21 protein-coding genes, 1 pseudogene and 1 riboswitch are annotated in these 25,404 nt (G+C 56.5%); of the genes and pseudogenes, 13 read left to right on the plus strand and 9 right to left on the minus strand.

Annotation, left to right across the window (positions count from 1 at the left end; all coding sequences use genetic code 11):
• Positions 1–417 precede the first annotated feature (417 nt).
• Both AAFN83_RS13270 and htpG read left to right on the plus strand, forming a co-directional pair.
• A complete protein-coding gene (locus AAFN83_RS13270; protein WP_347770096.1) occupies positions 418–1,692 on the plus strand; it encodes an Nramp family divalent metal transporter in 1,275 nt (424 codons plus the stop codon).
• A gap of 964 nt (positions 1,693–2,656) precedes the next feature.
• On the plus strand, positions 2,657–4,540 hold the full coding sequence (gene htpG, locus AAFN83_RS13275; RefSeq protein ID WP_347770098.1) for a molecular chaperone HtpG: 1,884 nt from the start codon (positions 2,657–2,659) through the stop codon (positions 4,538–4,540).
• A gap of 93 nt (positions 4,541–4,633) precedes the next feature.
• Here htpG and AAFN83_RS13280 read toward each other — a convergent pair whose 3' ends face one another.
• Positions 4,634–4,999 (minus strand): VOC family protein, encoded by a 366-nt coding sequence (locus AAFN83_RS13280; RefSeq protein WP_347770100.1) that lies wholly within the window; start codon positions 4,997–4,999, stop codon positions 4,634–4,636.
• Positions 5,000–5,263: 264 nt separating this feature from the next.
• Here AAFN83_RS13280 and AAFN83_RS13285 point away from each other — a divergent pair, with 264 nt between their 5' ends.
• On the plus strand, positions 5,264–6,277 hold the full coding sequence (locus AAFN83_RS13285) for an HD-GYP domain-containing protein (RefSeq protein ID WP_347770102.1): 1,014 nt from the start codon (positions 5,264–5,266) through the stop codon (positions 6,275–6,277).
• 286 nt (positions 6,278–6,563) lie between these two features.
• On the plus strand, positions 6,564–7,424 hold the full coding sequence (locus AAFN83_RS13290; RefSeq protein WP_347770104.1) for a cation diffusion facilitator family transporter: 861 nt from the start codon (positions 6,564–6,566) through the stop codon (positions 7,422–7,424).
• A 123-nt stretch (positions 7,425–7,547) separates the two neighbouring features.
• Here AAFN83_RS13290 and thiE read toward each other — a convergent pair whose 3' ends face one another.
• From thiE to AAFN83_RS13320, 6 genes and pseudogenes are all read right to left on the minus strand, one after another.
• A complete protein-coding gene (gene thiE / locus AAFN83_RS13295; RefSeq protein WP_347770216.1) occupies positions 7,548–8,210 on the minus strand; it encodes a thiamine phosphate synthase in 663 nt (220 codons plus the stop codon).
• A gap of 6 nt (positions 8,211–8,216) precedes the next feature.
• Positions 8,217–9,017 (minus strand): annotated as a pseudogene (gene thiD, locus AAFN83_RS13300) (bifunctional hydroxymethylpyrimidine kinase/phosphomethylpyrimidine kinase); the annotation flags it as partial.
• Positions 9,014–9,802, minus strand: coding sequence for a hydroxyethylthiazole kinase (thiM, locus tag AAFN83_RS13305; RefSeq protein WP_347770106.1), 789 nt, complete (start codon positions 9,800–9,802; stop codon positions 9,014–9,016). The gene thiM and the pseudogene thiD, both read right to left, overlap by 4 nt.
• A 53-nt stretch (positions 9,803–9,855) precedes the next feature.
• Positions 9,856–10,863 (minus strand): ABC transporter substrate-binding protein, encoded by a 1,008-nt coding sequence (locus AAFN83_RS13310; protein ID WP_347770108.1) that lies wholly within the window; start codon positions 10,861–10,863, stop codon positions 9,856–9,858.
• The gene (locus AAFN83_RS13315) at positions 10,860–11,612 is read right to left on the minus strand and encodes an ABC transporter permease (RefSeq protein WP_347770110.1); all 753 of its coding nucleotides are present in this window, start codon (positions 11,610–11,612) and stop codon (positions 10,860–10,862) included. Before AAFN83_RS13315 ends, AAFN83_RS13310 begins: the two co-directional genes overlap by 4 nt.
• A 101-nt stretch (positions 11,613–11,713) precedes the next feature.
• A complete protein-coding gene (locus tag AAFN83_RS13320; protein ID WP_347770218.1) occupies positions 11,714–12,466 on the minus strand; it encodes an ABC transporter ATP-binding protein in 753 nt (250 codons plus the stop codon).
• 151 nt (positions 12,467–12,617) lie between these two features.
• A riboswitch (TPP riboswitch) is annotated at positions 12,618–12,722 on the minus strand.
• Positions 12,723–12,954: 232 nt separating this feature from the next.
• Between AAFN83_RS13320 and AAFN83_RS13325 the strand changes: the two genes are divergently transcribed.
• The 3 genes from AAFN83_RS13325 (at position 12,955) to AAFN83_RS13335 (ending at position 15,977) form a co-directional block, all read left to right on the plus strand.
• Positions 12,955–14,178, plus strand: a complete 1,224-nt coding sequence (locus AAFN83_RS13325) for a cation:proton antiporter (protein WP_347770112.1) — start codon at positions 12,955–12,957, stop codon at positions 14,176–14,178.
• 48 nt (positions 14,179–14,226) lie between these two features.
• Positions 14,227–14,715, plus strand: a complete 489-nt coding sequence (locus tag AAFN83_RS13330) for a cation:proton antiporter regulatory subunit (RefSeq protein WP_347770114.1) — start codon at positions 14,227–14,229, stop codon at positions 14,713–14,715.
• Positions 14,716–14,903: 188 nt separating this feature from the next.
• Positions 14,904–15,977: a DUF3048 domain-containing protein gene (locus AAFN83_RS13335; RefSeq protein ID WP_347770116.1), complete on the plus strand. Its 1,074-nt coding sequence runs from the start codon at positions 14,904–14,906 to the stop codon at positions 15,975–15,977.
• A 743-nt stretch (positions 15,978–16,720) separates the two neighbouring features.
• Here AAFN83_RS13335 and AAFN83_RS13340 read toward each other — a convergent pair.
• Entirely contained in the window at positions 16,721–17,602 is an 882-nt protein-coding gene (locus AAFN83_RS13340) for a LysR family transcriptional regulator (RefSeq protein WP_347770118.1), read from the minus strand.
• Between the two features lie 243 nt (positions 17,603–17,845).
• Here AAFN83_RS13340 and AAFN83_RS13345 point away from each other — a divergent pair, with 243 nt between their 5' ends.
• The 6 genes from AAFN83_RS13345 (at position 17,846) to AAFN83_RS13370 (ending at position 24,628) form a co-directional block, all read left to right on the plus strand.
• Positions 17,846–19,621 carry an ABC transporter ATP-binding protein gene (locus AAFN83_RS13345; RefSeq protein WP_347770120.1) on the plus strand — a complete coding sequence of 592 codons (1,776 nt, stop codon included), beginning with the start codon at positions 17,846–17,848 and terminating at the stop codon, positions 19,619–19,621.
• A complete protein-coding gene (locus AAFN83_RS13350) occupies positions 19,618–21,357 on the plus strand; it encodes an ABC transporter ATP-binding protein (RefSeq protein ID WP_347770122.1) in 1,740 nt (579 codons plus the stop codon). Before AAFN83_RS13345 ends, AAFN83_RS13350 begins: the two co-directional genes overlap by 4 nt.
• Positions 21,358–21,510: 153 nt before the next feature.
• Positions 21,511–21,966 carry a hypothetical protein gene (locus AAFN83_RS13355; RefSeq protein WP_347770124.1) on the plus strand — a complete coding sequence of 152 codons (456 nt, stop codon included), beginning with the start codon at positions 21,511–21,513 and terminating at the stop codon, positions 21,964–21,966.
• A gap of 88 nt (positions 21,967–22,054) precedes the next feature.
• A complete protein-coding gene (locus AAFN83_RS13360; protein ID WP_347770126.1) occupies positions 22,055–22,681 on the plus strand; it encodes a nitroreductase family protein in 627 nt (208 codons plus the stop codon).
• Positions 22,682–22,708: 27 nt separating this feature from the next.
• The gene (locus AAFN83_RS13365; RefSeq protein WP_347770128.1) at positions 22,709–23,125 is read left to right on the plus strand and encodes a DUF1648 domain-containing protein; all 417 of its coding nucleotides are present in this window, start codon (positions 22,709–22,711) and stop codon (positions 23,123–23,125) included.
• Positions 23,126–23,269: 144 nt separating this feature from the next.
• Positions 23,270–24,628, plus strand: coding sequence for a dipeptidase (locus AAFN83_RS13370; RefSeq protein WP_347770130.1), 1,359 nt, complete (start codon positions 23,270–23,272; stop codon positions 24,626–24,628).
• A gap of 215 nt (positions 24,629–24,843) precedes the next feature.
• Here the strand turns inward: AAFN83_RS13370 and AAFN83_RS13375 are convergent, their stop codons facing one another.
• Positions 24,844–25,314 carry a hypothetical protein gene (locus AAFN83_RS13375; RefSeq protein WP_347770132.1) on the minus strand — a complete coding sequence of 157 codons (471 nt, stop codon included), beginning with the start codon at positions 25,312–25,314 and terminating at the stop codon, positions 24,844–24,846.
• Positions 25,315–25,404 lie beyond the last annotated feature (90 nt).

The following is a 25,404-nucleotide window of genomic DNA, read 5'->3' on the forward strand; positions in this document are numbered from 1 at the left end:
GATGGCAGAACTCCTCGTACTTCCGCATTTGCAGCGGTTTGAGCGAGGAGTTTTTTGCGTTTTGCTTTTACCGGAGCCACCGATTTGTAACCGTTCATTCGGCTGTTCATCCCACTTTTCATTTCGTCAACTCTTATCAGGTGATTTCAAAGCGGGGGATCACAGGCAGCTAATCGCTTCGTTGAATCCATGCTTGAGTTGATGAGCAACTGGGTATTCGTTAACATTGTGAAGCTTTGTTGCATATAGAAACGAAAGATGAGCGAAGTGACAATACAGCACTTCCATGAAAATTATATTAATTCCAAAGTGAATCTATTTACAATTATGTAGTGGAGGACTATAATGACATCAAGAGTTGCACATGGCAAACAATTATGCATCTAGAGAACATAGAAGAGAAAGGGGTGGATGGCCATGATGGAACAAACGGCAAGCCGAATCAAAACGGAAGCGGCAGCACAGTCCGTGCTTCGCGGAGAAAGCAAGGGGTGGAAGAAGGTTTTGCCCTTCCTGGGCCCCGCCTTTATTGCTGCTGTAGCTTATCTCGATCCCGGTAATTTTGCGACGAATATTACCGCGGGCTCCAAATACGGCTATCTGCTGCTCTGGGTCATCGCCTTCTCCAACCTGATGGCGGTGCTCATTCAATCGTTATCTGCCAAGCTTGGCATTGCTACCGGCAAGAATCTGCCGGAGGTGGCCCGCGATCGCTTCTCGAAGCGTTCCTCGATCTTGCTGTGGATTCAAAGCGAACTCGTCATCATGGCGACCGACTTGGCTGAATTTATCGGAGCGGCGCTGGGCTTGTACTTGCTGTTCGGTATACCCATGCTGCCCGCCGCGATCATCACGGCGGTTGCTTCCTTCCTTATTCTGGAGCTGCAGCGCCGCGGGTACCGCTCACTCGAAGCGGGAATATCCGCGATGATCCTAATGGTCGTTTTGGCCTTCGCCTTTCAGGTCTTCGTTGCGGCACCCGATGCGGGAGCGGTCGCACGAGGGATCATCACCCCGGCTTTTCAGGGAACCGATAGCGTGCTGCTTGCCGCCGGTATTCTCGGGGCAACGGTAATGCCGCATGCGATCTATCTTCATTCGTCACTTACCCAAAACCGCATCGTCGGCCGAACGCCTGGCGAGAAGAAGCGCATCTTCCGCATGGAGCTAATCGACATCGTCATCGCCATGCTGGTGGCCGGGGCGGTCAACATGTCGATGGTCGTCATCGCTGCGGCGCTGTTCCACAAGAACGGCCTTCTCGTCGAGGACCTGTCGCTCGCTTACACCGAACTTGACCGGCTGGTTGGTCCGATGGGTGCGGTCTCCTTCGGTCTGGCTCTCCTGATCGCAGGCCTCGCCAGCTCGTCTGTGGGCACGATGACCGGGGATGTGGTCATGCAGGGCTTTATCAACAAGCACATCAACCTGTACCTGCGCCGCGCTATCACCGTTCTGCCGCCGCTCGCCATCATCATCTCCGGCGTGGACCCGACGAAAGCGCTCGTGATGAGTCAGGTTGTCCTCTCCTTCGGCATCGCCTTCGCCCTCATCCCGCTCATTCGGTTTACGTCGAGCCGGGCGATCATGGGCGAGCTGGTCAACCGAAGGATCACGACGATCCTCGGCTGGGGAGTTGCGGCTATCGTCGTTTCGCTCAACCTGTTCCTGCTGTTCGATCTCGTCGTGTAAGGGGCAGCATCCCCATTAAGCTTCGCAGGAATGCATCGTATACGACAGGAGGCTCTCGGGTGGAGAGACTCCTGTCTTTTGCTTTGCGGGTGTGCTCCGATTGCAGTGGAAGCTCCGTTGGCTACTGGCGTAACGGAGGACGGATGAAGCGGAGCGGGACCGGGTGTAGAGAAAATGAAGCTCAGTATCACCATTTACTCAAAAGCGATAGTAGACCATGCGGTTTCATCGAATTAGATATACGCCAGATCACTAATTCGCCGAAAAAGGCGGGAGCAGTTCAAATAGCGATCTCCCAGATACCTATTTGCTTGAAATGACACGAAAACGTGCGACCGCAATGAATTAGATATACGCCAGATCACTAATTCGCCGAAAGAGGCGGGCACGGTCCAAATAGCGATCCCCCAGATACCTATTTGCCTGAAATGACACGAAAATGCGCGACCGCAATGAATTAGATAATCGCCAGATCACTAATTCGCCGAAAAAGGTGGGAGCGCCCCAAATAGCGATCTCCCAGATACCTATTTGCTTGAAATTACACGAAAACGTGCGACCGCAATGAATTAGATATACGCCAGATCACTAATTCGCCGAAAGAGGCGGGCACAGTTCAAATAGCGATCCTCCAGATAGCTATTTGGAGCCCTCCCCTTCCCTCGCCCAGTCTATCCTGAGCCCCCCCTGCTCCCGACAATCTCCCCCTCCCGCCGGACCAAGTATTGTCCCGCTTCATTCATCCCGCCTCCCGAAGTCCTTCCCATACCTTGACAGCGCAAATTCAAACGTGTTAAATAAGAATTAGCACTCTACTATTCGGAGTGCTAACAGCACCCGCTTCTTATCCGGGTACAGGAGGCCAAGCATCAGGAGCTGTTGCCGGGAACTCCCGTCTTCGGCGCACCTTTTTTGCACCCGGTTTAATTCCAACTACCTATCACGCAAAGGGGATTTTGGATTCATGGCCAAACAAGAGTTCAAAGCAGAATCGAAACGTCTTCTCGAGATGATGATCAACTCCATCTACACGCAAAAGGAAATTTTCCTGCGGGAGCTCATCTCCAACGCCAGCGATGCCATCGACAAGATGTATTACAAAGCACTGACCGACGAGAAGCTCGTCTTCAACAAAGAGGATTACTTCATCAAGCTGACCGTGGACAAGGACGCCCGGACGCTGACGATCACCGATACCGGGATCGGGATGACGAAGGACGAGCTGGAGGAAAACCTCGGCACGATTGCGAAGAGCGGCTCCCTCGCCTTCAAGAGCGAGAATGAGACGAAGGACGACCACACGATCATCGGTCAATTCGGCGTCGGCTTCTACTCGGCGTTCATGGTGGCGGACAAGGTGACCGTGGCAACCAAGGCATTCGGCTCCGAAGAGGCGTATGTGTGGGAATCCACCGGTGCGGACGGGTACACCATTGAACCAACTGCCAAAGACTCTGCCGGATCCGTGATTACGCTGTATCTCAAGGCCAACACCGAGGACGAAAGCTACGACGAGTACCTGCAGGAATACCGCCTGCGCTCCCTCGTCAAGAAATACTCCGACTTCATTCGCTACCCGATCAAGATGGACGTCACGAAGAGCGTTCCGGTCGAGAGCCAGGATGGAGAAGAACCGACTTACACGGAACTTAGCGAGGAAGAGACCGTCAACAGCATGGTCCCGATCTGGCGCAAGAACAAGAGCGAACTGACGGATGAGGATTACGAAGCCTTTTATGCCGAGAAGCGGTATGGCTTTGACAAGCCGCTCAAGCACCTTCACCTGAAGGTGGACGGCAACATCGTGTACAATGCCATCCTCTACATTCCGGAGAGCACACCGTTTGACTACTACACCAAGGAATATGAAAAAGGGCTTGAGCTCTACTCCAGCGGCGTTCTCATCATGAACAAGTGTGCGGATCTTCTGCCGGACTATTTCAGCTTCGTCAAAGGGATGGTCGACTCTGAGGACCTGTCGCTCAATATCTCCCGCGAGATGCTGCAGCATGACCGCCAGCTCAAGCTGATTGCGAAGAACATTCAGAACAAGATCAAGAGCGCCCTGCAAAGCCTGCTAAAGGACGAGCGCGACAAGTACGAGAAGTTCTTCGAATCGTTCGGCCGTCAGCTCAAATACGGGGTCTACAGCGATTATGGGATGAACAAAGAGACGCTGCAGGATCTGCTGCTGTTCACCTCCTCCAAGGAGAAGAAGCAGGTTACCCTGGACGAGTACGTCTCCCGCATGCCCGAGGACCAAAAATACATCTACTACGCTACCGGCCAATCCGTCGAACGCATCGAGAAGCTGCCGCAGACCGAGCTGGTTGCCGACAAGGGCTTCGAGATTCTGTACCTGACCGACGATATCGATGAATTCGCCCTCAAGATGATTATGAATTACAAGGACAAGGAGTTCCGCAATGTGTCCTCCGGCGACCTCGGCATCGAGTCGGATGAACCGAAGTCGGAGGAAGAGGATCGGGCGAACGCCGGTCTCTTCGAGGAAATGAAGGGACTGCTCGGCGGCAAGATCAAGGAAGTCCGTGCCTCCAAGCGCCTCAAATCGCATCCGGTTTGCCTGACGAGCGAAGGCGAGCTCAGCATCGAGATGGAAAAGGTGCTGCGCGCCATGCCGAACGGCCAGGACATCCAGGCGGACAAGGTGCTGGAAATCAACGTAAACCACGAGGTGTTCCGCTCCTTGAAGGAAGCGGCGGAGAAGGACAAGGAGAAGCTCTCCCTGTACACGAATCTGCTGTACAATCAAGCGCTTCTCATTGAAGGACTCCCGGTCGAGGACCCGGTGGACTTCACCAACGCCATCTGCAAGATCATGGTGTAACCTACTCGAATCATTCAATCGTCTAGGAAAAAGGGATCCCATTCGGGTCCCTTTTTCACGTATCTTACCCAAAGCTTATCTTGTGGAGGATCATTACACAAAAATACACCAATTCACTCCAAATTTATCGACAACGCCAAACATACAAGAACTAAAAAAGCAGGGTCCCAACGGAAAATCAATCTTTGCACCATCTTTTAAAACGTCATAGGCTCTCTTTACAACTTCTTCGTTCCCTTCGCCCAAGTGGAAGCAAAATTGCATCGTATTCCCAATCTTTCTCTCATCAAGTGCTTCTGATATTGCCAACACTTGCCCAAAAGCCTCTAATTCAGCATGAAGGTAGCTTCCATCATCATTCTTACTCTCATTTAATACCTTGGCGTCAAAAGCCTTTTGATACATTTCGACTGCTTCAACACTATTCTTGAGATACATTTGCAGCATGGATCTGATCACTGTTTTTCCTCCCGCTCATCATAGAAATTACCGGTGGTTCGTCTTAGAAAATAATAGTAAACAAAAGTAATGGCAATATCATGCATCACACGTTGCTTCTATTCCTGCACTTGTCATTCTTGAAAAGGGTTTGTCTAGGAAAAAGGGACCATACTCGTGGTCCCTTTTTTCATGTATTCTTAACCCAAAGCCCGAAAATTTGACAAAAGCTTCAAATGATGTGATCGAGTACCTGATGTCCCTAGTCGCAGAGGAGGACCTACCATGAAGGTGGAACAGGAAATCGGAAAACGCATCAAACGAGATATTCACAATGCCCTCGGGGTGGTCGTGCTGGCGGCCGGAACGGTGTTTCGGGAAGAGCATCTCCTCTTGCTCCGAAATCATCGAATATCCATGGGCGAGCTGACCTTTGAAAGCGAACCCGGGGAAAATCCCCCTTCTCCTCGAGAGAGGGTCTCGGTGTTAGTGAACACCTCTCGTTCTTTAATCGAAAACATCCAGACGACCCGCAAGGTTCCGGTGATGGCCTTCCGGCAGGATGTCCTGCCGATGGTTCAAGAGCTGTCCAAGCATCCTGACGTATTCGCTCTGTTCAATACCGTTCGAGCGACGGATGAATATACCTACACGCACAATATCGGGGTCGGCATTCTGTCTACACTGATCGGGCGCTGGATGAATCTGAGCGAGACGGAGCTCGGGCTGCTGTCCATCGCCGCGACCCTGCATGACGTCGGCAAGGTGATGATTCCGGCAGAAATCTTAACCAAGCCCGGTAAGCTGACCGATGAGGAATATGAGCTTATCAAGAAGCATACGATTCACGGGTACCAAATCTTACGGGACACGCCGGGGCTTAGTCATCGTGTTGCGCTGGTCGCTCTCCAGCATCATGAGAGGCTTGACGGCAGGGGGTATCCGTTTGGAATCCGAGAAGACAAGCTGGACCCGCTGAGCAAGATTGTTGCCGTGGCGGATATCTTCCACGCCATGTCCTCGACGCGTCCTTATCACGAGCCGATCGCTTTCCATGAGATCATCAGCCAGATGCGCTCCGGGCTGTTTGGGGAGCTCGATTCGCGCATCACCTCCGTGTTTCTCGAACAGGTGATGCATCGCACGGTGGGGCATCAGGTGCTTCTGACCGATGGACGAAGCGGAGAAGTCGTGCTCATCCACCCGCATCGGCCCGAACTGCCTCTCATCAAGGTGGAGGAAGAGTTCATTGATTTGAACCAGGCTGCGGGACTTCGCATTCAGGAGATTACGGTTTAGAGAATTAGCGCAGCTCTCATCCATTGAGGAGAAATCAGCGCAGCTTCCACCTGCTGAAGAGAATCAGTGGAGGGCGGCTGCGCTTTTTTGTGTGAAGCGCAGTTTGTCCCTCCCCTGATGCAGGTTGGACTGTCTCCAACCAGTCTTTTTGGAGCCGGGCAATATTGTTTCGTTCGCATGAATCTTAAGCGGCCGGATAAAACTGTTTCTGTAGACCCACCCGAACACCGTCGTGTATGCTGGTTACCGAACGAGGAAATGACCGAGGATAGGAGCCGGACACACAATGAAATGGAAAATCAATGAAGCGGACAAAGGGGCCGTCTTGAGCATTGCGGCTTATCTCTTTTTGTCTGCGCTGAAGTTAATTGTAGGGAACCTAAGCGGATCGGAAGCCCTCACGGCCGATGGTCTCAACAATACAACGGATATCGCGGCATCCCTCGCTGTCCTCATCGGGCTGAAGATCTCCCGCAAGCCCCCGGACAGCGATCACCGCTACGGACACAGCCGAGCCGAGACCGTTGCGGCCCTCATCGCTTCGTTGATCATGGTGGCGGTTGGCCTGCAGGTTATGGTGGAAGCCATTGGCAAGCTGCGCGACGGAGTGACGGCTTCCCCCAACTGGATTGCAGCTTGGACGGCTCTTTTCGCCGCCGCTGTTATCTACGCCGTATATCGGTACAACATTGCCCTTGCCCGCAGGTTGAACAGCAATGCGCTTCGGGCGGCGGCGCAGGACAATCGATCCGATGCGCTGGTCAGCATCGGAGCATTCGTCGGTATCGTCGGCTCTCGATTCGGACTGCCCTGGCTGGACCCGGTCGCCGCCATTGTCGTCGCTGTCGTCATCTGCAAGACGGCTTGGGACATTTTCCGAGATGCAACGCACAGCTTGACCGACGGATTTGACGAGCGCGAGCTGTCTCGCATTCGCACCACGATTCAAGAAACGCCCGGTGTCCTCTCCGTCAAGGACTTGAAGGCACGGATTCACGGCAACAGCACGCTGGTGGATGTGACGCTGGAAGTATCCCGGGAGCTGACTGTTGGGGAAAGTCACGACATCACGGAAGTGGTGGAAAGGCGCCTGTACGACACGCATCAGATCGAGCATGTGCATACGCACATTGAGCCGGATGCTTAAGGAGCGGGATGGCGGTACGGTGCCTGAAGTCTGCTGCACAGCATGATACAGGGTGCGTTCCTCACTCCCGCCGTCATAAAGAACAAAACTCCAGTCCCTAAAGAGGGCTGGAGTTTTGTTGTATCAGCGGAGAAGTGCGGCGAAGGCAGCAGCGGAGGCGCGCACATCCGCCGCACCGGCGATGGCGGAGATGACGGACAGGCCGTCGGCGCCGGCCGCCAGGACGCGGGCCCCGTTCTCGTGCGTCAAGCCGCCGATCGCCACGAGGGGCAGGCGGATACCGGCGGCGCGCAGCTCCGCGATCCTTTCGGGTCCGCAAGCTTCCTCGGCGTCGTCCTTGGATGACGTCGGGAAGACCGGCCCGACGCCGATGTAATCCGCGCCGTCCCGGATGGCTTGTCTTGCTTCGGCAAGCGTATGCGCCGATACGCCGATGATTTTGTCCAGGCCGAGGACGGCGCGGATGGCGGCGGCCGGCTCGTCGCTTTGGCCGACATGGACCCCGTCGGCGCCAAGCTCGGCTGCGAGGGGCACATCGTCGTTCACGAGAAAGGGCACGCCCGCTTCACGGCAGATCCCTTGGAGGCGGGCGGCAAGATCGCGCTTGTCGCTTCCCACTAGCGCGCCTGGACCCTTCTCGCGGAATTGAAAGAGCGTGGCCCCTCCTGCGATGGCTTCTCGCAGAACCTCCTCGGGTGACCGGCCGCCGGTGTTGGGGCTCCCCATGATGAAGTAGACACCGAGCAAGCGGCGCATCTTATCGGGATCCACTTTCAATCCGCCCATTTCCCTTCGAAGCCTTCGCTGGTAGGCGAAGTGGTTGGTGGGGCCGTGGCCCCCTCCAATGCCCAAGCCATCCTCAATCGCAGCTTGGATGAACGCTTTCGCCTGCCGAACAGCGGAAGATAACGGCATGCCGCATGCGAGCCCGGAGGTGATGGCAGCGGAGAAGGTACAGCCGGTTCCGTGCGTGTGCGGGGTTAAAATGCGCGGCGCCTCCAGGTAGTCGAAGGAGCGGCCGTCGTAGAGAAGGTCGACGGTCCGATCCCCCGCCTGATCGTGACCGCCCTTGATGACGGCGCAGTGTGCCCCGAGGCCGATCAGTTGCCGAGCAGCCTCCTCTTTGTCGGCCAGAGAACGGATGGGAAGGCCGGTCAAGATCTCGGCTTCCGGCAGGTTCGGCGTGACAACCTCGGCCAGTGGCAGCAGCTCGGACCGGAGAGCGGCGACCGCTTCTTCGAGGAGAAGGGGAGAGCCGCCCTTCGCCACCATCACAGGGTCGATGACGAGATTCGTCCACCCGTAGTGACGGATCTTGGCTGCCACAACACGGATGAGCTCGCTGCTAAAGAGCATGCCGGTTTTGAGGGCATCCGGCGTCAGGTCTTCCCCGATCGAATCGAGCTGCTGGGCGACAGCCCCCGCATCCAGCGGGTAAACCCCCTGAACGCCTAATGTGTTCTGGGCTGTGACCGCCGTGAGGGCGCTCATGCCGTAGACGCCGAGCTCTTGAAAGGTCTTCAAGTCGGCCTGGATGCCGGCGCCGCCCCCGCTGTCTGATCCGGCGATGGTGAGGGCCTTGACCGGCCTCATCGGAGGATCCTCCCCTGCTCTTGCACCTGTTCCGGGGTGACCTGCGCGAGCTGGTTCAGGAATTCGATCTGGAAGCTGCCCGGCGCGTCTTCTGCCAAGCTCGCGTAAGCTTGCTCTGCCGCTACGCCATAATAAGTAACCGCCTCCAGCGCTGCTTCAACGGGGTCGTCCTGTCCGACCGCGAGGAAGGCCCCGACGACGGCGCTGATCAGGCAGCCGGTCCCGGTGACGCGGGTGAGGATCGGATGGCCGTTCACGGCGACGACGATTCGATCTCCATCGGAGACGACATCCTCTGCTCCGGTAATGACCACGACCGTGCCCAACTCCTTGGCAGCGCGTGCCGCCAATGCCCGCACATCCCCGCTGCCTGAGCCGGCATCGACGCCCTTGATCTCCCACGGCTCGCCGATGACATTGGCGATCTCCGCGACATTGCCGCGGATGGCGGCCAGCTTCATGGAGCGCGCCAGCGTGCGGGCGACCTCGGTGCGGTACGGCGTTGCGCCGGCTCCCACCGGGTCGAAGACAACGGGCACGCCATGCTCATTGGCAGAACGTCCGGCGATCTGCATCGCCTCGACGGAGGCTTTGTCCAGCGTGCCCATGTTGAGCACGACGGTCCCTGCGATGCGGGCGACGTCGGCGACCTCCTCGACTGCGCTCGCCATGAACGGCGAGGCCCCAAGCGCGAGCAGACCGTTGGCGGAGAAGTTCGCTACGACGATATTGGTAATGTTGTGAACGAGCGGATGAACCTGGCGGATTTTGGCAAGATAACTCATGGATGATTCCTCCTTGGGATGTGAGTTGGAGCGTGTCTGCAAACACGCTCTGGTTAGAGCTGGGTATAAGCATCCTTCGCTTGCAGGCTGTCGGGGATGAGCTGGTTCTCGCTGAGCCAGCGGTGGACGGCTTCCCAGGAGGCTGGATCCTGGGCGCCGAAGGGGGCGCTTTTCTCCGTCATAAGCGGAAGAAGGAGCTCCAAGCTCTTTTCCTCGATCTCTTTGTCCAGGGGAGAGGATTGGTCTTCGTGCTTCAGCAGGATATCGAGCGCAGCCCCAGGGTTGCTCTCTACTTCCTTCTGGGCTTCCTGCAGCGCGGCGAGAAGGCGAGTGAGGGCATCCTTTTTGCTGGTTACGGTGTTATCGCTCGCCAGAAGCACGAGCTCGCTGTAATCGGGGACCCCGTACTGCGTCGGGTCGATTGCGCTCACCGGGTGGCCTTCCTTTTCCAGAAGAAGCTTCTCGTGATTGACAAAGCCCCCCATGATGGCATCCGTCTGCTTGGTGGCGAGCGCCGGAATGAGGCTGAAGCCGACGTCCGTAAGGGTAACCTTGCCGGGATCGCCCCCATCGGCTTTGACCATCGTCTTCACCATCGCTTCATAGAGTGGGATGGAGGAGAAACCGACGGTCTTGCCTTCCAGCTCCCGAGGGCGGGTGATGCCGCTGTTTTCAAGCACCATCAGGTGGTTCAGCGGATGGCGGACAACGGATGCGATGGCTTTGACGGAGATGCCTTCCGCCCGTGCCAGAAGCACCTGCGGCTGGTAGCTCAGGGCAAGATCGATTTTTCCTGCGGCTGCGAGCTTGAGGGCATCGTTCGTGTCGGAGGGCATCTCCAGTTTGACCTTCAAGTTGTGCTTGGCGAAAATACCCTTCTCCTCTGCTACATAGAGGAAAGAATGCACGGCGTTCGGGTACCAGTCCAGCATGAGCGTGAGTTCATCGGCTTTGGATGCCGCGTCTTTCTTGCTATTGCCCATGGAACAGCCGGTGATGAACACCAGCACAAGGGCGATCACGAGTGCTCTTGGGAAAAAAGGATGAGTGCGACGAATCATTTCAGGTTCCTCCTGTTGACGAATTTGGTTTCCAAGCGGGCAATGAGCGAAAAGCCGAGAATGCCGAGGACGGACAGCAGCAGGACAGCAGCGAACATCTCTGCGGTGTGCAGGTTGGCCGACATGCGGCGGCTGTAATACCCGAGTCCGGCACTGCCCCCGAGCCATTCCCCGATGGTCGCGCCAACTACCGAATAGACGGCGGCTAGCTTCAGTCCGGAGAAGTACGCGGGCAAGGCGAATGGAACGCGGACCTTAAGGAAAATTTCACGGCGAGTCGCCCCCATGGCGCGCAGAAGCTCGACGTAGGCGGAGCAATCCCGCGACAGCCCGTCGTACGCTCCTACGACGATGGGGAAGAAGGCGGTAAGGACCGCAATCGCTACCTTGCCTGCAAGCGAGTAGCCGAACCAGAGGATGAAGACCGGGGCAAGGGTGATGAGCGGCAGCGTCTGGCTGATGACGAGCATCGGGTAGAGCGCACGCTCCAGCGGCCGCCATGCCTTCATGCCGGCTGCAAGCAAGGTTCCGCCGACGGTGGAGAGTGCGAGCCCGATCACCACCTCGTTCACCGTAACCGGAAGGTGGGTGGCGAGCAGCAGGCGGCGGTTCTCAAAGAGTGCTCGAAGAATGGCGGACGGTGAGGGCAGGATGTAAGCGGGCACGGCATTCAGGTGCGCTGCGAGCTCCCACACGGCGGCAAGCAAGGCTGCCAGGATTAGAAAGGGGCCGTATGCTTCAACGCGCATGCGCATGCCGCTTTTCCGAAGGCCGGATGGGTGAGGAGAGCAGGATGTTCGCGCTGGTCGAACAGGTCGAGTCGTCCGTGTGCCTCGTGTCAGTCGAGTTCTCATGGACGCAACCGCCTCTCCAGCTCTTCCCGCAGCTTCACGAATTCCGGTGTGAACCGGTCATCGGGGGAACGGGGACGAGCGAGCGGAACCTCCGTCTCGCTAAGCCCTCCCTCGTTCCCGTTTAGGATCAGGATACGGTCGCTGAGCAGAAGTGCCTCCTCCAGGTCGTGCGTGATGAAGAGCACGGTCACCCCAAGCTCTGACCAGAGGGAGAGCAGCCAGCGGTGCATGTCCTGTTTGGTCAAGGCATCGAGTGCGCCGAATGGCTCGTCGAGGAGGAGCAGAGGCCGACCGGTGGCGACCGTTCGCAGGAAGGCTGCGCGCTGCCGCATCCCGCCGGACAGCTCCTCCGGGTAGGAGTCCCGCTCGGTCCCGAGCCCAAACCGCTCCAGCAGAGCCAGGACGCGGTCGGGAGAGTAAGCGGATGCGTGATTGGCCTCCAGCTCCCCGGGAAGCAGGCAGTTGGCGAGGATGGTTCTCCAAGGCAGCAGCAGATCCTTCTGCGGCATGTAGCCGATATGTCGGAGCCTCTCTTTTGCTGGAACCGGGCCTGCTTCGTACAGGGAAAGCTCACCCGCATCCGGCTCCAACAGTCCGGCAATAAGCTTGAACAAGGTGCTCTTGCCCGCTCCGCTCGGGCCGATCAAGGAGACAAAATCCCCGGCCTGCAGGGAGAAGGATAGCTCCGACAGAACGGGCGGTATTGTTCCGGGTTGAAAGGAATAGGAAATCCGATGGACGTCAAGCATTTGAGACAACAAGATGACTCCTTTCTCCAAAGAGGGGAACAGCCGCGATGAGGATGGAGCTTTGAGCACAAAAAAGACCCGTTCGGTCCCAAGAGGGAAACGAACGGGTCGGGAATTCGCCATAGAATCATAAAAGGTTAGACAGGCGACAGATCCGGTCCACTCACTTCCCTCCGCTGGTATGATCCAGTTCAGGTTCCAAGGGTCCGGAGCTCCATTGCTCCATCTCAGCCTATTGGCCCCCCTAGTGATGTTAGCCCCACTATAACACATCTTTTTCCTTTGTAAAGTTTCCGTTTCCAATTTCCTCTTGGAGAACGAATCCCGAATCAAGCGAGATCATCCCGATTTTTCGTGGTATACCGGGAAAAATGAATAAAATGAGCAAAAAAAATCGTAGAATCAAACATTTTCTCGTTAATGTTTTGTTTTTTGCTTATTTATCTGTATAATAGATGTATAAAACAAAGAGAAGAGGGAGGGATTCTATGGATCACTTGGTGTTTGAAGTAGGAACGGCCCTGCTCCTGGTCGCGCTTGCTTCCTTGCTAGCCAACAAACTGAAATTTTCCATTATTCCATTTTTGATCGTCCTTGGAATGGTGGTTGGGCCGCATGCGCCCAAGATCGGGATCTTTGACTTTCGGTTTATCGAGAGCCAGCCGTTCATCGAATTTCTAGGCCGAATCGGAGTATTGTTCCTGCTGTTTTATTTGGGGCTGGAATTCTCTGTGTCGAAGCTGATAAAATCAGGACGTAACATCGTGTTTGGCGGCAGTGTGTACGTGCTGCTCAACTTTGGTCTCGGCATCGGGTTTGCCTATCTTGCCGGATTCCCGTTTAACGAAATGCTGATCATCGCCGGGATGATGTCAGTCTCGTCCACCGCGATCGTGGCCAAGGTTCTCGTCGATCTTAGGCGTACCGGCAACGCGGAGACGGAATTGATCCTGGGCATGATTTTGTTCGATGATATCTTTCTTGCGGTATTCCTTTCGGTGATGTCCGGGCTTCTGCTCGGGGGAGCGACCTCCGTCGGAGGCGTGCTCGTCTCGGTTGCCATCTCCGTTGGATACATGCTGCTGTTCTTCGTGATCGCCCGCTTTGGGCCGCCGGTGCTAAACCGCCTGCTTAACATCACGTCGAACGAGATCTTCATCATCGTGGTCTTTGCACTCTTGTTCTTCGTCGCTGGTTTTTCCGAGACCCTGCACGTCGCGGAAGCCATCGGGGCGCTCCTCTTCGGGCTGGCGTTATCCGAAACCGAGCACAGCAAGCGGATTGAGCATCTTGTGGTGCCGTTCCGCGACTTCTTCGGAGCTGTCTTCTTCTTCAGCTTCGGGCTCGGCATCGATCCAAGAACATTGGGCAGTGCGGTTGGCCTCGCCCTGATCGCCGTTGTGTTGACGATCATCGGCAACGTGGTTTCCGGCATGCTTTCCGGGCGCAATGCGGGCTTGTCGCATAAGGCGTCGACAAACATCGGCCTCACGGTCATGGCCAGAGGAGAGTTCACGATCATCGTGGCGAACCTCGGCATCTCGGCGGGACTGATGCCCATTCTACGTCCGTTGTCGGCGCTCTACGTGCTGATCCTCGCGATCCTCGGTCCTTTGCTTACGAAGGAATCGAAGCACGTATACCGTTTCCTCGACCGCATCTTCAAATGGACCAAACGGAAATCGCAGGATTCTCCCGCTTCTCAACCGTGAGAGCAGGACGAAGCCAACCCCACTATCTGATAATGGAGGAAAATCACTATGGGAATTATTCGTGAGTCCGAACTGCCGGGCTTGGGGAAAAAATATCAACTCGAAGCCCGCTCCGGTGATAAATTGGTCATCGTCATCCATGACGACGGACGGCGCGAGCTGTTCCATTACGACGACCATGATCCGGAGGAGAGCATCTCGCTCGTCACGCTGGAGGATCAGGAGGCTCGTCAGGTGGCGGCCATCATCGGCGGCATGACCTACAAGCCGAAGGCGCTGGAGAACATTGAAGTGACGCTCGAAGAGCTGGTCATCGATTGGTTCAAGCTGGAGGCCTCCTTCAAAAGCGTAGACAAAACGATTGCCGAGCTCGACGTTCGGGCGAAGACCGGCGCAACGGTGCTGGCCATTATCGGCAAAAACGGGCAAAAGATCAATCCGGGCCCGGAGGATCGCCTCGTTGCGGGCGCGACCATCGTCATCGCGGGAGAGCGCAAGCAGATCCGCCTGCTCAAGGAACTGCTGCAATTCGGATAAACGCGTCGAGCGGAGCAGGTCTCTGTCGACGGGCGGAAGATCGGCGTTTGGCTTCTCCTTGGGGAGGGGCCGAACGGCCGATCTTTTTTCATGCGGCAGGGTTTTGGCATCCGGTTCTCGAACTGCTAGTATCAGAAGCTTTGATACGTGCGTGTCCGTTTGTCAGGATCGCAGAGAAGGAGATGCCCATGAGTCGTCTTAACCGCAAGCCGGGTCGAGCTGTCTTGCTCTCCGGGGTTTGCTTCACCCTCCTGCTGAGTGCAGGCTGCGGGAAAAAGCCGCTGACCGAAGCCACGGCTTCCATTCCGCCCCTGACGTCCCCCGTTGCCACCGCCACGTCCAGCGCCGAACCGACGGTGCTCCTGCCCTTCCGCCAGTCGCTCACCGGACTTCCTGCTGCGGATAAGAGCTTGGCGCGCGCCGTGCTCGTCACAGTAGAGAATTCGCCGGCCGCCCGACCTCAAACCGGCCTCGATCAAGCCGATCTTGTGTACGAGGTGCTGGCGGAGGGCGAGATTACGCGGTTTCTGGCGATCTACCAGAGTGAACACCCGGAGGTCATCGGACCGGTGCGAAGCATGCGTCCTTATTTTGCCGAGATCGGCGTCGGTCTTGGCGCGATGCTCGTACACGCGGGCTGGAGCCAGGACGGCATGAACATGATGGTCAAGCTGAGGGCGGACCACTTGGATGGCGTGTATGCCGACGGCGCAACCTTTTGGCGCTCCAAGGATCGCAAGGCCCCTCACAACCTCTACACCTCTTGGGAAAAGATTCAGCAGGGCGCGGCTCGGCATAACTTCTCCTCCGAGTGGACGGACCCGATTCTGCGTTTTGGTGAACCGGAAGCGGAGCTGACGGGAGGCGCGGAGTGGTTGCCGGCTCCGACGGTTTCCATTCCCTACATAAGCGGCTATAAGGTCAGCTATGAGTATGATGCCAAGCAGGGGCTCTACCTGCGCTCCATGGCGGGTGCCTCTCACTTGGACAAGGAGACGGGGAAGCAGCTCACGGCAGCCAATCTGCTGATCCTCGAGGCGAGCCATAAGATTCTTGACAACGAAGGGCGACGGGCCGTCGATGTGAACAGTGGCGGCAACGGCTATTTGATTCAGCAAGGGAAAGAGCGAGCCATCACTTGGAACCGAGAGGATGGAGTCATCCGCGTCTATGCAGACGGTGCGGAGCTGCCGCTTGTTCCGGGCAAAACCTGGGTGCAGATCGTGCCCATCGGGACAGTGCCCGTGTTCGGCCAGGGGTAGGCTGCGGGGCGTTGGGCTGGAAAAGGTGACATGTGCAGGATTCCTCAACGTCGCCGGGGGGGTTGGGTGGGGCCTGATTGATACCAGTCAACTGGAGCACGATAAGTATTTGCCAGATCGTTATTTTGGCGAAAGAGGCGAGATGAAGAGAAATAACGATCTGCCAGATCGTTATTTGCTCGAAATGGCCCGAAACCAGACAACTGGAGCGCGATAAGTATTTACCAGATCGTTATTTCGCTGAAAGAGACGAGAAGGAGGGAAATAACGATCTGCCAGATCGTTATTTGCTTGAAATGGCCCGAAACCAGACAACTGGAGCGCGATAAGTATCTACCAGATCGTTATTTCTACGAAAGAGACGAGATGGAGGGGAATAACGATCTGCCAGATCGCTATTTGCAATGGCCCGAAACAAGGTGACTGTAAGGTAATAGCGATCTGCCAGATCGTCTTTTTGCCGCGTGGTGTCTGCAGTGCCTTTGCTTGGAAGCTTGATACCCCTTGAATCCGTTGCGCCTGTCACAGGGCTCCATCCCGTTTGACAGGATTACCCCTTCGATTGGCCGTGTGCGGTCTGCGCAACAAAGGATAACCCAAAAGAAGACTTCCCCTGCAAAGGAAATTCGCTAAGGGGAAGTCTTCTTTTCATGTGAGCAGCTTGTGCGAACCTGACGCGTGTTTTCCTTACCCAAGTTTTCGAACGGGGATCATCACGTCACCCCAACAACCTAACGCCCTCCTCAGCGAGGGCTGGCCGAACGGGCGAACACTTCGAGGAATTTGCTGGCGGGGGCAGACAAATAGCGGTCCTTCAGCCAGATGGCGGCGATGCGCGTTTTCAAGCTGTCGCAGGCCACCTCGCGAACGATCAGGTTATCGCTTGCCGCGAGACGAACGGCCGATTCCGGGACAAGTCCAATGCCGAAGCTGGCATTGGCCCACATGAGCGTGGTGCGGGCATCATCGTTGAGGCAGAACACCTCCGGCTCAAACCCGGCCAAGCCGCAGGCTTCCCGAATCAGCGGTTCGAAGCGACGGTAATAGATGAGCGGCCGATTGGCCAGTTCTTCAATCCGAATGGGGCCAGTGTTGTCGTCGATGGTAAACGCGCGGGTCATGACCGCGCTCATCGGCTCGGGCTCCACAAACAGGCATTCGTAAGGGGCCGAGGGGAAGGGGGTGCGCACGATGCCCACCTCGACAATCCCTTTGTGCAGCATGTCCAGGACGGCGAACGTGTTGCCTTCGTGCAGCTCGAACTTTACCCCTGCATAAGCCTGGTGGAATTCGGACAGTCTGACTTCAAGCAGGGCGGCACCCGAGGAGGATACGGTTCCGATGGAGAGCGTTCCCGTTAGGCCTTTGGCATAGTCCTCGATCTCCCTCACAGCAGCGTCGGTGAGGGCGAGAATTTGCTCGGCGCGCTCCCGGAGCAACTCCCCGGCGGGCGTAAGCCGGAGGCTGCGCGCTCCTCGCTCCACAAGCTTAACACCAAGCTCCTCCTCCAGCAGTCGCAATTGCTGGCTGAGGGGAGGCTGCGCCATTTGGAGCCTCTTGGCGGCCGCGGTAATCTGTCCTTCTTCAGCGATCGCGAGAAAATAAGTCAGTTGGCGAATATCCATGCGGGTGAGTGAGCCTCCTTTAGGGGAAAGTATGATATATGAAAAACGTATGGAAGAGATACGATATGAATAGTTTTCATATGATTGTGGGTATGTCATAATCATAACCGGTAGAAGCTTCCCGTCAATCCCGTGGACCCAATGACGGGTGTACCCCATATATTCTACCCCATCGACCAAGCCAATCGGATGGGACACTTGAAGGACATAAGCTTTTTTACTCTTACAGAAGGTGTTGGTTTTGTGCAAAAATCGAAGCTTTCCCCGCATTTGAAGCCGTACCGCAAAGAACTGATTCTGGGTCCCCTTTTCAAGCTGATTGAGGCGATCCTGGAGCTTCTGCTCCCAACGCTCGTGGCCTTGATCATCAATCACGGTGTGGGCAACCAGGACCGTCCCTATGTGCTGAAGCTGGGCGGCATCATGTTGGTGATGACGATATGCGGCTACGCGAGTGCACTGGTTTGCCAATATTATGCCGCGCGAGCATCGCAAGGCTTCGGGACCTCGCTGCGCAATGCTCTGTTCCGCCACATCTCGCGATTTTCCTATGCCGAGCTGGATCGCTTCGGAACCTCGACGCTGACCAATCGGCTGACCAATGACGTCAACCAACTGCAATTCGCAGTTGCGATGCTCATTCGCCTCGTCATTCGAGCTCCCTTTATCTGCATTGGGGCCATCATCATGGCGATGATCCTTGATTTTCGGCTATCACTCGTGCTTCTCGCGGCAACTCCGATCTTCGGGCTGTTGCTCTATTGGATCATTAGCCGGACGTCTCCCTTGTACCGCAGCTATCAGCGGAAGTTGGACCGGCTGGCCGTCATTCTGAGCGAGAACCTGTCCGGTGTGCGGGTCATCCGCGCCTTTGCCAAGTCCCGAGAAGAGAAAGCCCGGTTCCGCGAGGCTTCGGACGATCTGACCGCAACGGCCATTCGCGTCGGGCGGCTGTCCGCGCTGATGAACCCGATCACCACATTGGTGGTGAACGCTGCGATTATCGCAATTCTCTGGGTAGGTGGATGGAGAATCGAAGGCGGCAGCTTGTCGCAAGGGGAAATCATCGCCTTCATCAATTACGTTACGCAGATTCTTCTGGCGCTCATCGTCGTCTCCAATCTCGTCGTTATTTTCACAAAGGCGTTCTCCTCCGCAGCTCGGGTAAACGAGGTGCTGGCGGCAGAATCCTCGATTAAAGACTTTGCAACGACGGAAGACCATAACGCCGTTAAACGGGCAGCAGCAACCGACTCGCAGTCCTCCGCTGTTCCCGCGATCGAATTCGAAAATGTCTCGTTTGGTTACAACACCACCGGGGAACAAGCCTTGTCGAAAATCAATGTGACGATTCAAAAGGGGCAGACCGTCGGCCTCATCGGGGGAACCGGCTCCGGTAAAACCACCTTCATCAATCTGATTCCCCGCTTTTATGAAGCAACGAACGGGACTGTGAAGGTGGAAGGCATCCCGGTGCAGGATTATTCCCTCCTTGAGTTGCGCAAAAAGGTGGGTCTCGTGCCGCAGAGGGCGGTGCTGTTCACCGGAACCATCGCCGAGAACATTCGCTGGGGCAAGGAGGATGCGACGGACGAGGAAGTCCTGCAAGCCGCTCGCATCGCCCAGGCGGATGATTTTGTTCAGACCATGCCGGAAAAGTACAATTCCCCTGTAGCTCGTGGGGGTCTCAGCCTATCGGGCGGGCAAAAGCAGCGGCTGACCATCGCGCGAGCCGTGATCTCACGGCCTGACATCCTCATCCTCGATGATTCGTCGAGCGCGCTCGATTACGCAACCGATGCTGCGCTGCGCAAGGCGATTCGGGAACAAAGCAGCGGAAGCACGGTGCTTCTCGTTTCGCAGCGCGTCAGCTCCATCCAGCATGCGGATCAGATTCTCGTGTTCGAGGAAGGACGGCTTGTCGGGATCGGCAAGCATGAGGAGCTGCTCGCCATGAACGACATTTATCGAGACATTGCGAAATCTCAACTTGACGCAGAGGAGGCGAGCAACCGATGACCGCTTGGCAAGCTTGGAGAAGACTCATCACTTATGCCGAGACCTACCGCCGTCTTGCGATCGGCTCGGTAATCGCCGCTCTCATCAGCGTTGCAGCCAGCGTAGCCGGTCCGCTTCTGATCGGTCGGGCCATCGACCATATGGTAGGCCCGGGGACGGTGGATTTTCACTCGATTGGAGGCATTTTGTTCGGCCTTGCCGTCGTTTATGCAATCGGGAGTTTCTTCGGGTGGCTGCTAACTTATTGGACGAACAAGCTGTCGTATCAGACCGTCAATCGCATGCGGGATGACCTGTTCGACAAGCTGAATGCCCTGCCGCTGAAATTCCATGATCGGACTCCGCATGGAGACACCATCAGCCGCTTCATCAATGACATGGACGCCGTTTCGGACGGCATGCTGCAAGGCTTCTCGACCTTCCTTACCGGAATCTTCACGATTGCAGGCTCCATCGCCTTCATGCTGTTCATCAGTCCGCTCATGACGCTGGTCGTCCTGATCTCGGCTCCGATCTCCTATTACGTGGCTCGCTTCATCACCACTCGCTCGCAGAAGCTGTTCCGCGAGCAAGCCAAATTGCTCGGGAGCCTGAACGGCTATGCCGAAGAGACGATCGGCGGCCAAAAGGTCGTGCAAGCTTTCCACTACGAAGAGCATACGGCTGAGGAGTTCCGCCGCCGCAACGAAGACCTGTACAAGGTTGGGGTGAAATCCCAATTCAACGGCTCGCTCGCGAACCCGACAACGCGGCTCGTCAACAACATCACCTTTACGGTTGTTGCCATCATCGGCAGTTTGGATATCATCTATGGCGGGATTTCCGTCGGGGACCTGTCCAGCTTCCTGATTTACTCCAATCTGTTTGCGAAGCCCTTCAACGAAGTAACCGGGGTGCTCACCCAGATTCAAGCCGCCACCGCATCGCTCAATCGGGTGTTTTCCATCCTCGATCAGCCCTCCGAGAGCACGGATGCGCCCGAAGCGCGTAAGCTCGTTCGCAAGCAGGCGACCATTGAATTTGATCAGGTTGCTTTCCGGTATACCCCGGACCGTCCGCTCATCACCGATTTCAGCCTGACGGTGCCTCCAGGAACGAGGGTGGCGATTGTGGGCCGGACGGGAGCGGGCAAGACCACCCTCGTCAACCTCCTTATGCGGTTCTATGATGTGGAAGAAGGCTCCATCCGTGTGGACGGAACCGACATCCGCAGCATGACGCGAGACAGCCTGCGGCAAGCGTTCGGGATGGTTCTGCAGGAGACGTGGCTCTATGGCGGCACGATCCGCGAGAACATCGCCTACGGCAAGCCGGGAGCCACGGACGAGGAGATCGTTGCCGCCGCCAAAGCCTCGCGGGCGCACAGCTTCATCAAACGGCTGCCCGAGGGCTACGACACACGCTTGTCGACATCGGGAGACAACCTGTCGGGCGGGCAAAAGCAGTTGCTCACCATCGCCCGCGTCATGCTGGCGGACCCGCCCATGTTGATCCTGGACGAAGCGACAAGCAGCATCGATACCCGCACCGAGCAGCTCATTCAGCAGGCATTCCTAAGCCTGATGGAAGGGCGCACGAGCTTCGTGATTGCCCATCGGCTCTCCACCATTCGGGAGTCGGATATGATTCTCTTCATGGAGAACGGAAACATTGTGGAAAAGGGTACACACGATGAACTCCTTCGACTTAATGGCGGGTACGCCAGCCTGTACAACAGTCAGTTTGCCGCCGTCTAACTGCCATGTAACGACCGAGCCCCTGCCACATGTAACGAATAACGATGAGTTGTCGAAAACCCGAAACGATCAAGCCCTGCCGCGCGTATGATGAGGCAGGGCTTGCGGCTGTTTCAGGCTGCAGCAAATCCGTACGGGAGAGGGGCAGACACAATGGATTTCTTGAAGAAAGCGGGGAGCTACGCCGGAAGAATGACCGGGCTTGTCATCGGGGGAAGCGTGCGTGTGATCGGAGAAGTGACGGGCAGCTCGACGATCAAGGAGATCGGAAACAGCGTGGAGAGCGTCACGGCCAAGACTGGAGAAACACTGGGAACGGCTGCGAGCGGCCTTTGGAATACCGGAGCCGGGTTGATCTCCGCCGATGAGGCGAAGCGAGATGCGGGGCTGTCTGATCTCGGCCATGCGACGAATCGGGTCATCCGCGGCACGATTCAGGGAGCAGATTACGTATATCGGAACGGCAAGGATGCCGTGATCGGCGCCAAGGAGTTCGACCGCGAGCGCGTCAAGGGTGCTGCGAAAAACCTGGTCAAAGCAGCGGCTATCGGCGCCCTGGCTGTCGGCGTGGTCGACCTGATCGACGGACCGGAGACCCCGGAGGCGTAATCCTTTGCGCATATCCTTTGTAAGCGACTTATGAAAAGGGTATAATGATCCCGAATTCCAAACTTTGCATTCGGGAGGCGCTGCATCCATGGAACCTGCTTTTTTTGATGTGATTCGAGAACGGCATTCCGTTCGCTACTACGATCCGACTGTCACCATTTCGGAAGCGGAACTCAAGCAGATGCTGGAAGAAGCCGCGCTGGCACCTTCGTCCTCCAATCTTCAGCCTTGGCGCTTCCTGGTCATCACCGACCCGGCAGAGAAAGAACGGCTCAAGCCGATCGCTTACGGGCAGCAGCAGGTGGTCGACGCTTCCGCGGTCATCGCAGTATTGGGCGATCTCGATTCCTACCAGAACACCGAGCGCATCTATTCGAGCGCTGTCGAGATGGGCTACATGAACGAAGAGACGAAGAACCGAATGGTCCCTCGCAACATCGAGACCTACAAAAACTTGCCGATCGAAGCGGCTCGCGGCGTGGTGCTCGTGGACGGCGGGCTTGTCTCCATGCAGCTGATGCTGGTCGCCAAAGCGCACGGCTATGACACCGTGCCGATGGGCGGGTACGATTCCGTGAAGTTCAAGGACGCGTTCCATGTCCCGGAACGGTATGTCCCGGTTATGCTCATTGCCATCGGCAAAGCGGCCCGCGAGGCCCATCCAACCTACCGACTTCCGATCGATGAGATCACAGTCTGGAATCGGTACGAATAACAGACGACGGGAAATGAGGACAATCCGATGAATCAGGGGTTAAAGAAAACGAGGCATTCCCGTGAGGGCGAGGCAGTTCCTCGCACCAAGCGTACGAGGAGATTCCAACGGATCAACTGGTTGATCGGGGCGCTGCCCCTCCTCTTGCTGGCCATCCTCTACCCGAGCATGCCGGATCAGGTACCGGTCCATTTCAATGGTTCGATGGCGGCGGACGGCTATGCCGACAAGGCCAGCATCAGCACGCTGTTGATCGGACTTCTCGGGTTTCTCGGTCCCTTACTGATGAAGCCGATCGGGTATTTCCGGCGTCAGTCTGAGCATAAGGGGCAGTCGGATTCGAGTCCCTCGGCCGACATGACGGCGTTGGATATCGCAACGCTCGGAGTGACGCTCGTGTTCAGCGGCATGGCCATTTATTTCCTCGTGCTTATGGTGGTGTAGAGGCCCCCTTGACATGACTTGCCGTTTCGCTCGTATTTTCCCCACCGCTTGTAGTAAAATAAGGGAAACCACGTCCCACCGGAAGAGGAGAGCCCCCGTCGTGCTCCGAGCTTCCGGTGGGTTGACTTCGTAAGGAGGATTCACATGGACTATCTATCGTATTTTCAGGACCACCGCGAAACCCACTTGGCCGAGCTGAAGGACTGGCTCCGCATTCCCAGCATCTCCGCCCTATCCGAGCACAAACCGGACATGCAGCGGGCGGCATCCTGGCTCGCCGACAAGCTGACCCAGGCAGGCCTGGAGCATGTCGAAATTCATCAGACGGCGGGGCATCCGATCGTATACGCCGATCACCTGCACGCACCGGGTCAACCGACCGTCTTGGTCTACGGCCACTATGACGTACAGCCGGTCGATCCGCTGAACCTGTGGGATTCGGCGCCTTTTGAGCCCGAGATTCGCAACAACAAGCTGTATGCTCGCGGAGCGACGGACGACAAGGGTCAACTCTTCCTGCACGTGAAAGCCGTAGAAGCGATCCTGAAGCAGGAAGGCAAGCTTCCTGTAAACGTCAAGTTCTGCATCGAGGGAGAAGAAGAGGTGACGAGTCCGAACCTGCACCCGTTCCTCGAGAAGAATGCCGAGAAGCTGGCGGCTGACGCAGTGCTCATCTCCGATACGGAATTGCTCGGCCCGGATAAGCCGGCGATCTGCACCGGTCTGCGCGGCCTGTGCTCGCTCGATGTCAAAATCACGACGGCAAACACGGACCTGCACTCGGGGACCTTCGGTGGCGGCGTACCCAATGCCCTCCACGCACTTGTTGAGCTGCTTGCTTCCTTACATACAGCTGACGGCAAGGTCAACGTCGACGGCTTTTATGATGATGCGCCTGAGCTGACGCCGCAAATGCGTCAAGAGCTTGCCCGCAAGGAGTTTGACGACGAAGCGCTGAAGCGCGAGCTCGCATTGGATGACTTGTTCGGAGAAGCTGGCTACACCTATGTGGAGCGGACCGGTGCCCGCCCGACGCTGGAGCTGAACGGTGTATACGGCGGCTTCCAGGGTGAAGGCACGAAGACGGTCATTCCTCGCGAAGCCCATGCGAAGATTACCTGCCGCCTCGTCGGCCGCCAGAACCCACAGGACATCCTCGATAAGATCGAACGCCACCTGAACACGCACAAGCCGACTGGAGCGAAGCTGGCCGTAGTCCAGCGCGAGAAGGGCAATCCGTTTACCATTGATCCCTCGCTCCCCATCCTGCAAAAGGCGGCTGACGCCTTCGAGGAAGTCTACGGAACTCGCCCCGTGTTCACAAAGGATGGAGGCTCGATTCCGATTGTCGAAGCGATGGCTCGTGTCCTGAAAGCACCGGTTGTTCTAATGGGCTTTGGGCTGCCGGATGAAAACCTTCATGCTCCGAACGAGCATTTCCATCTGGAGAACTTTGATAAAGGGCTTCTGACCATCACCCGTTTCCTGCATACGTTGAGCTAGAAAGAGTGGGAGCAACGCCGTTGAGCTTGAAAAGGCAGAGGTCCCGCACCATTGAGCTAGAAAACGGGAACTCGCATCGTTGAGCTAGAAAAGCGTGAGTCCGCATCGTTGAGCTTAAAAGGGCGGGTACCTCGCCCCGCTCGAAATAGGAAAAGGCATTGTTCCGACAGGCGTCGCCTGCTTGGAACAATGCCTTTTTTTGATTGGAGTCCGTTCTAGAGGTTCAAGGCCTTCCGATGCTGAAGGTGGATTCCAATATGCCCGATCCCGAGCAGGGCGACAGCAAGCAGCATCCAGATCACTTTCCCGTAGATCCCTAGCAGGAAGAAGGCGAGGACAGGCAACGTAGCGCCTGCGACCGGCACTCCCCAATAGCTGCTGTAGAACACAGACAGGCTGCGGTTGCCGGTGAAATAGCGAATCCACCACAGCTCGTACAGAATCATCATCAGAAAGGCGAAGACAAGCCAGAAGCTCCAAGGAGACCACGGGCGAAGGTTGAAGTCGGAGAAAAGGAGAGCGATACCGGTGACACCCGCTTGGCCGACCTTCTCCAGAAGCGAGAGCAGCTTGTCCTCACCTGTCGAGGAGTAGCCTTCCGGTTGGAACTTGGTCCAGAGGAGATTGGGAATAAAGAGCATGAGGAGAAATAACAGTCCGATATAGGAAAAGCCGAAGTGGCCCATAGGGTCCCCTTTCCCGTTCACAATTGAATTGATTATAGCATGAATAAATCGAACAGAGGCTCATCCTTTTCACCTGTGGTTGTACGCAAA

The sequence above is a fragment of the Gorillibacterium sp. CAU 1737 genome, from assembly GCF_039888655.1.
GTDB lineage: Bacteria > Bacillota > Bacilli > Paenibacillales > NBRC-103111 > Gorillibacterium.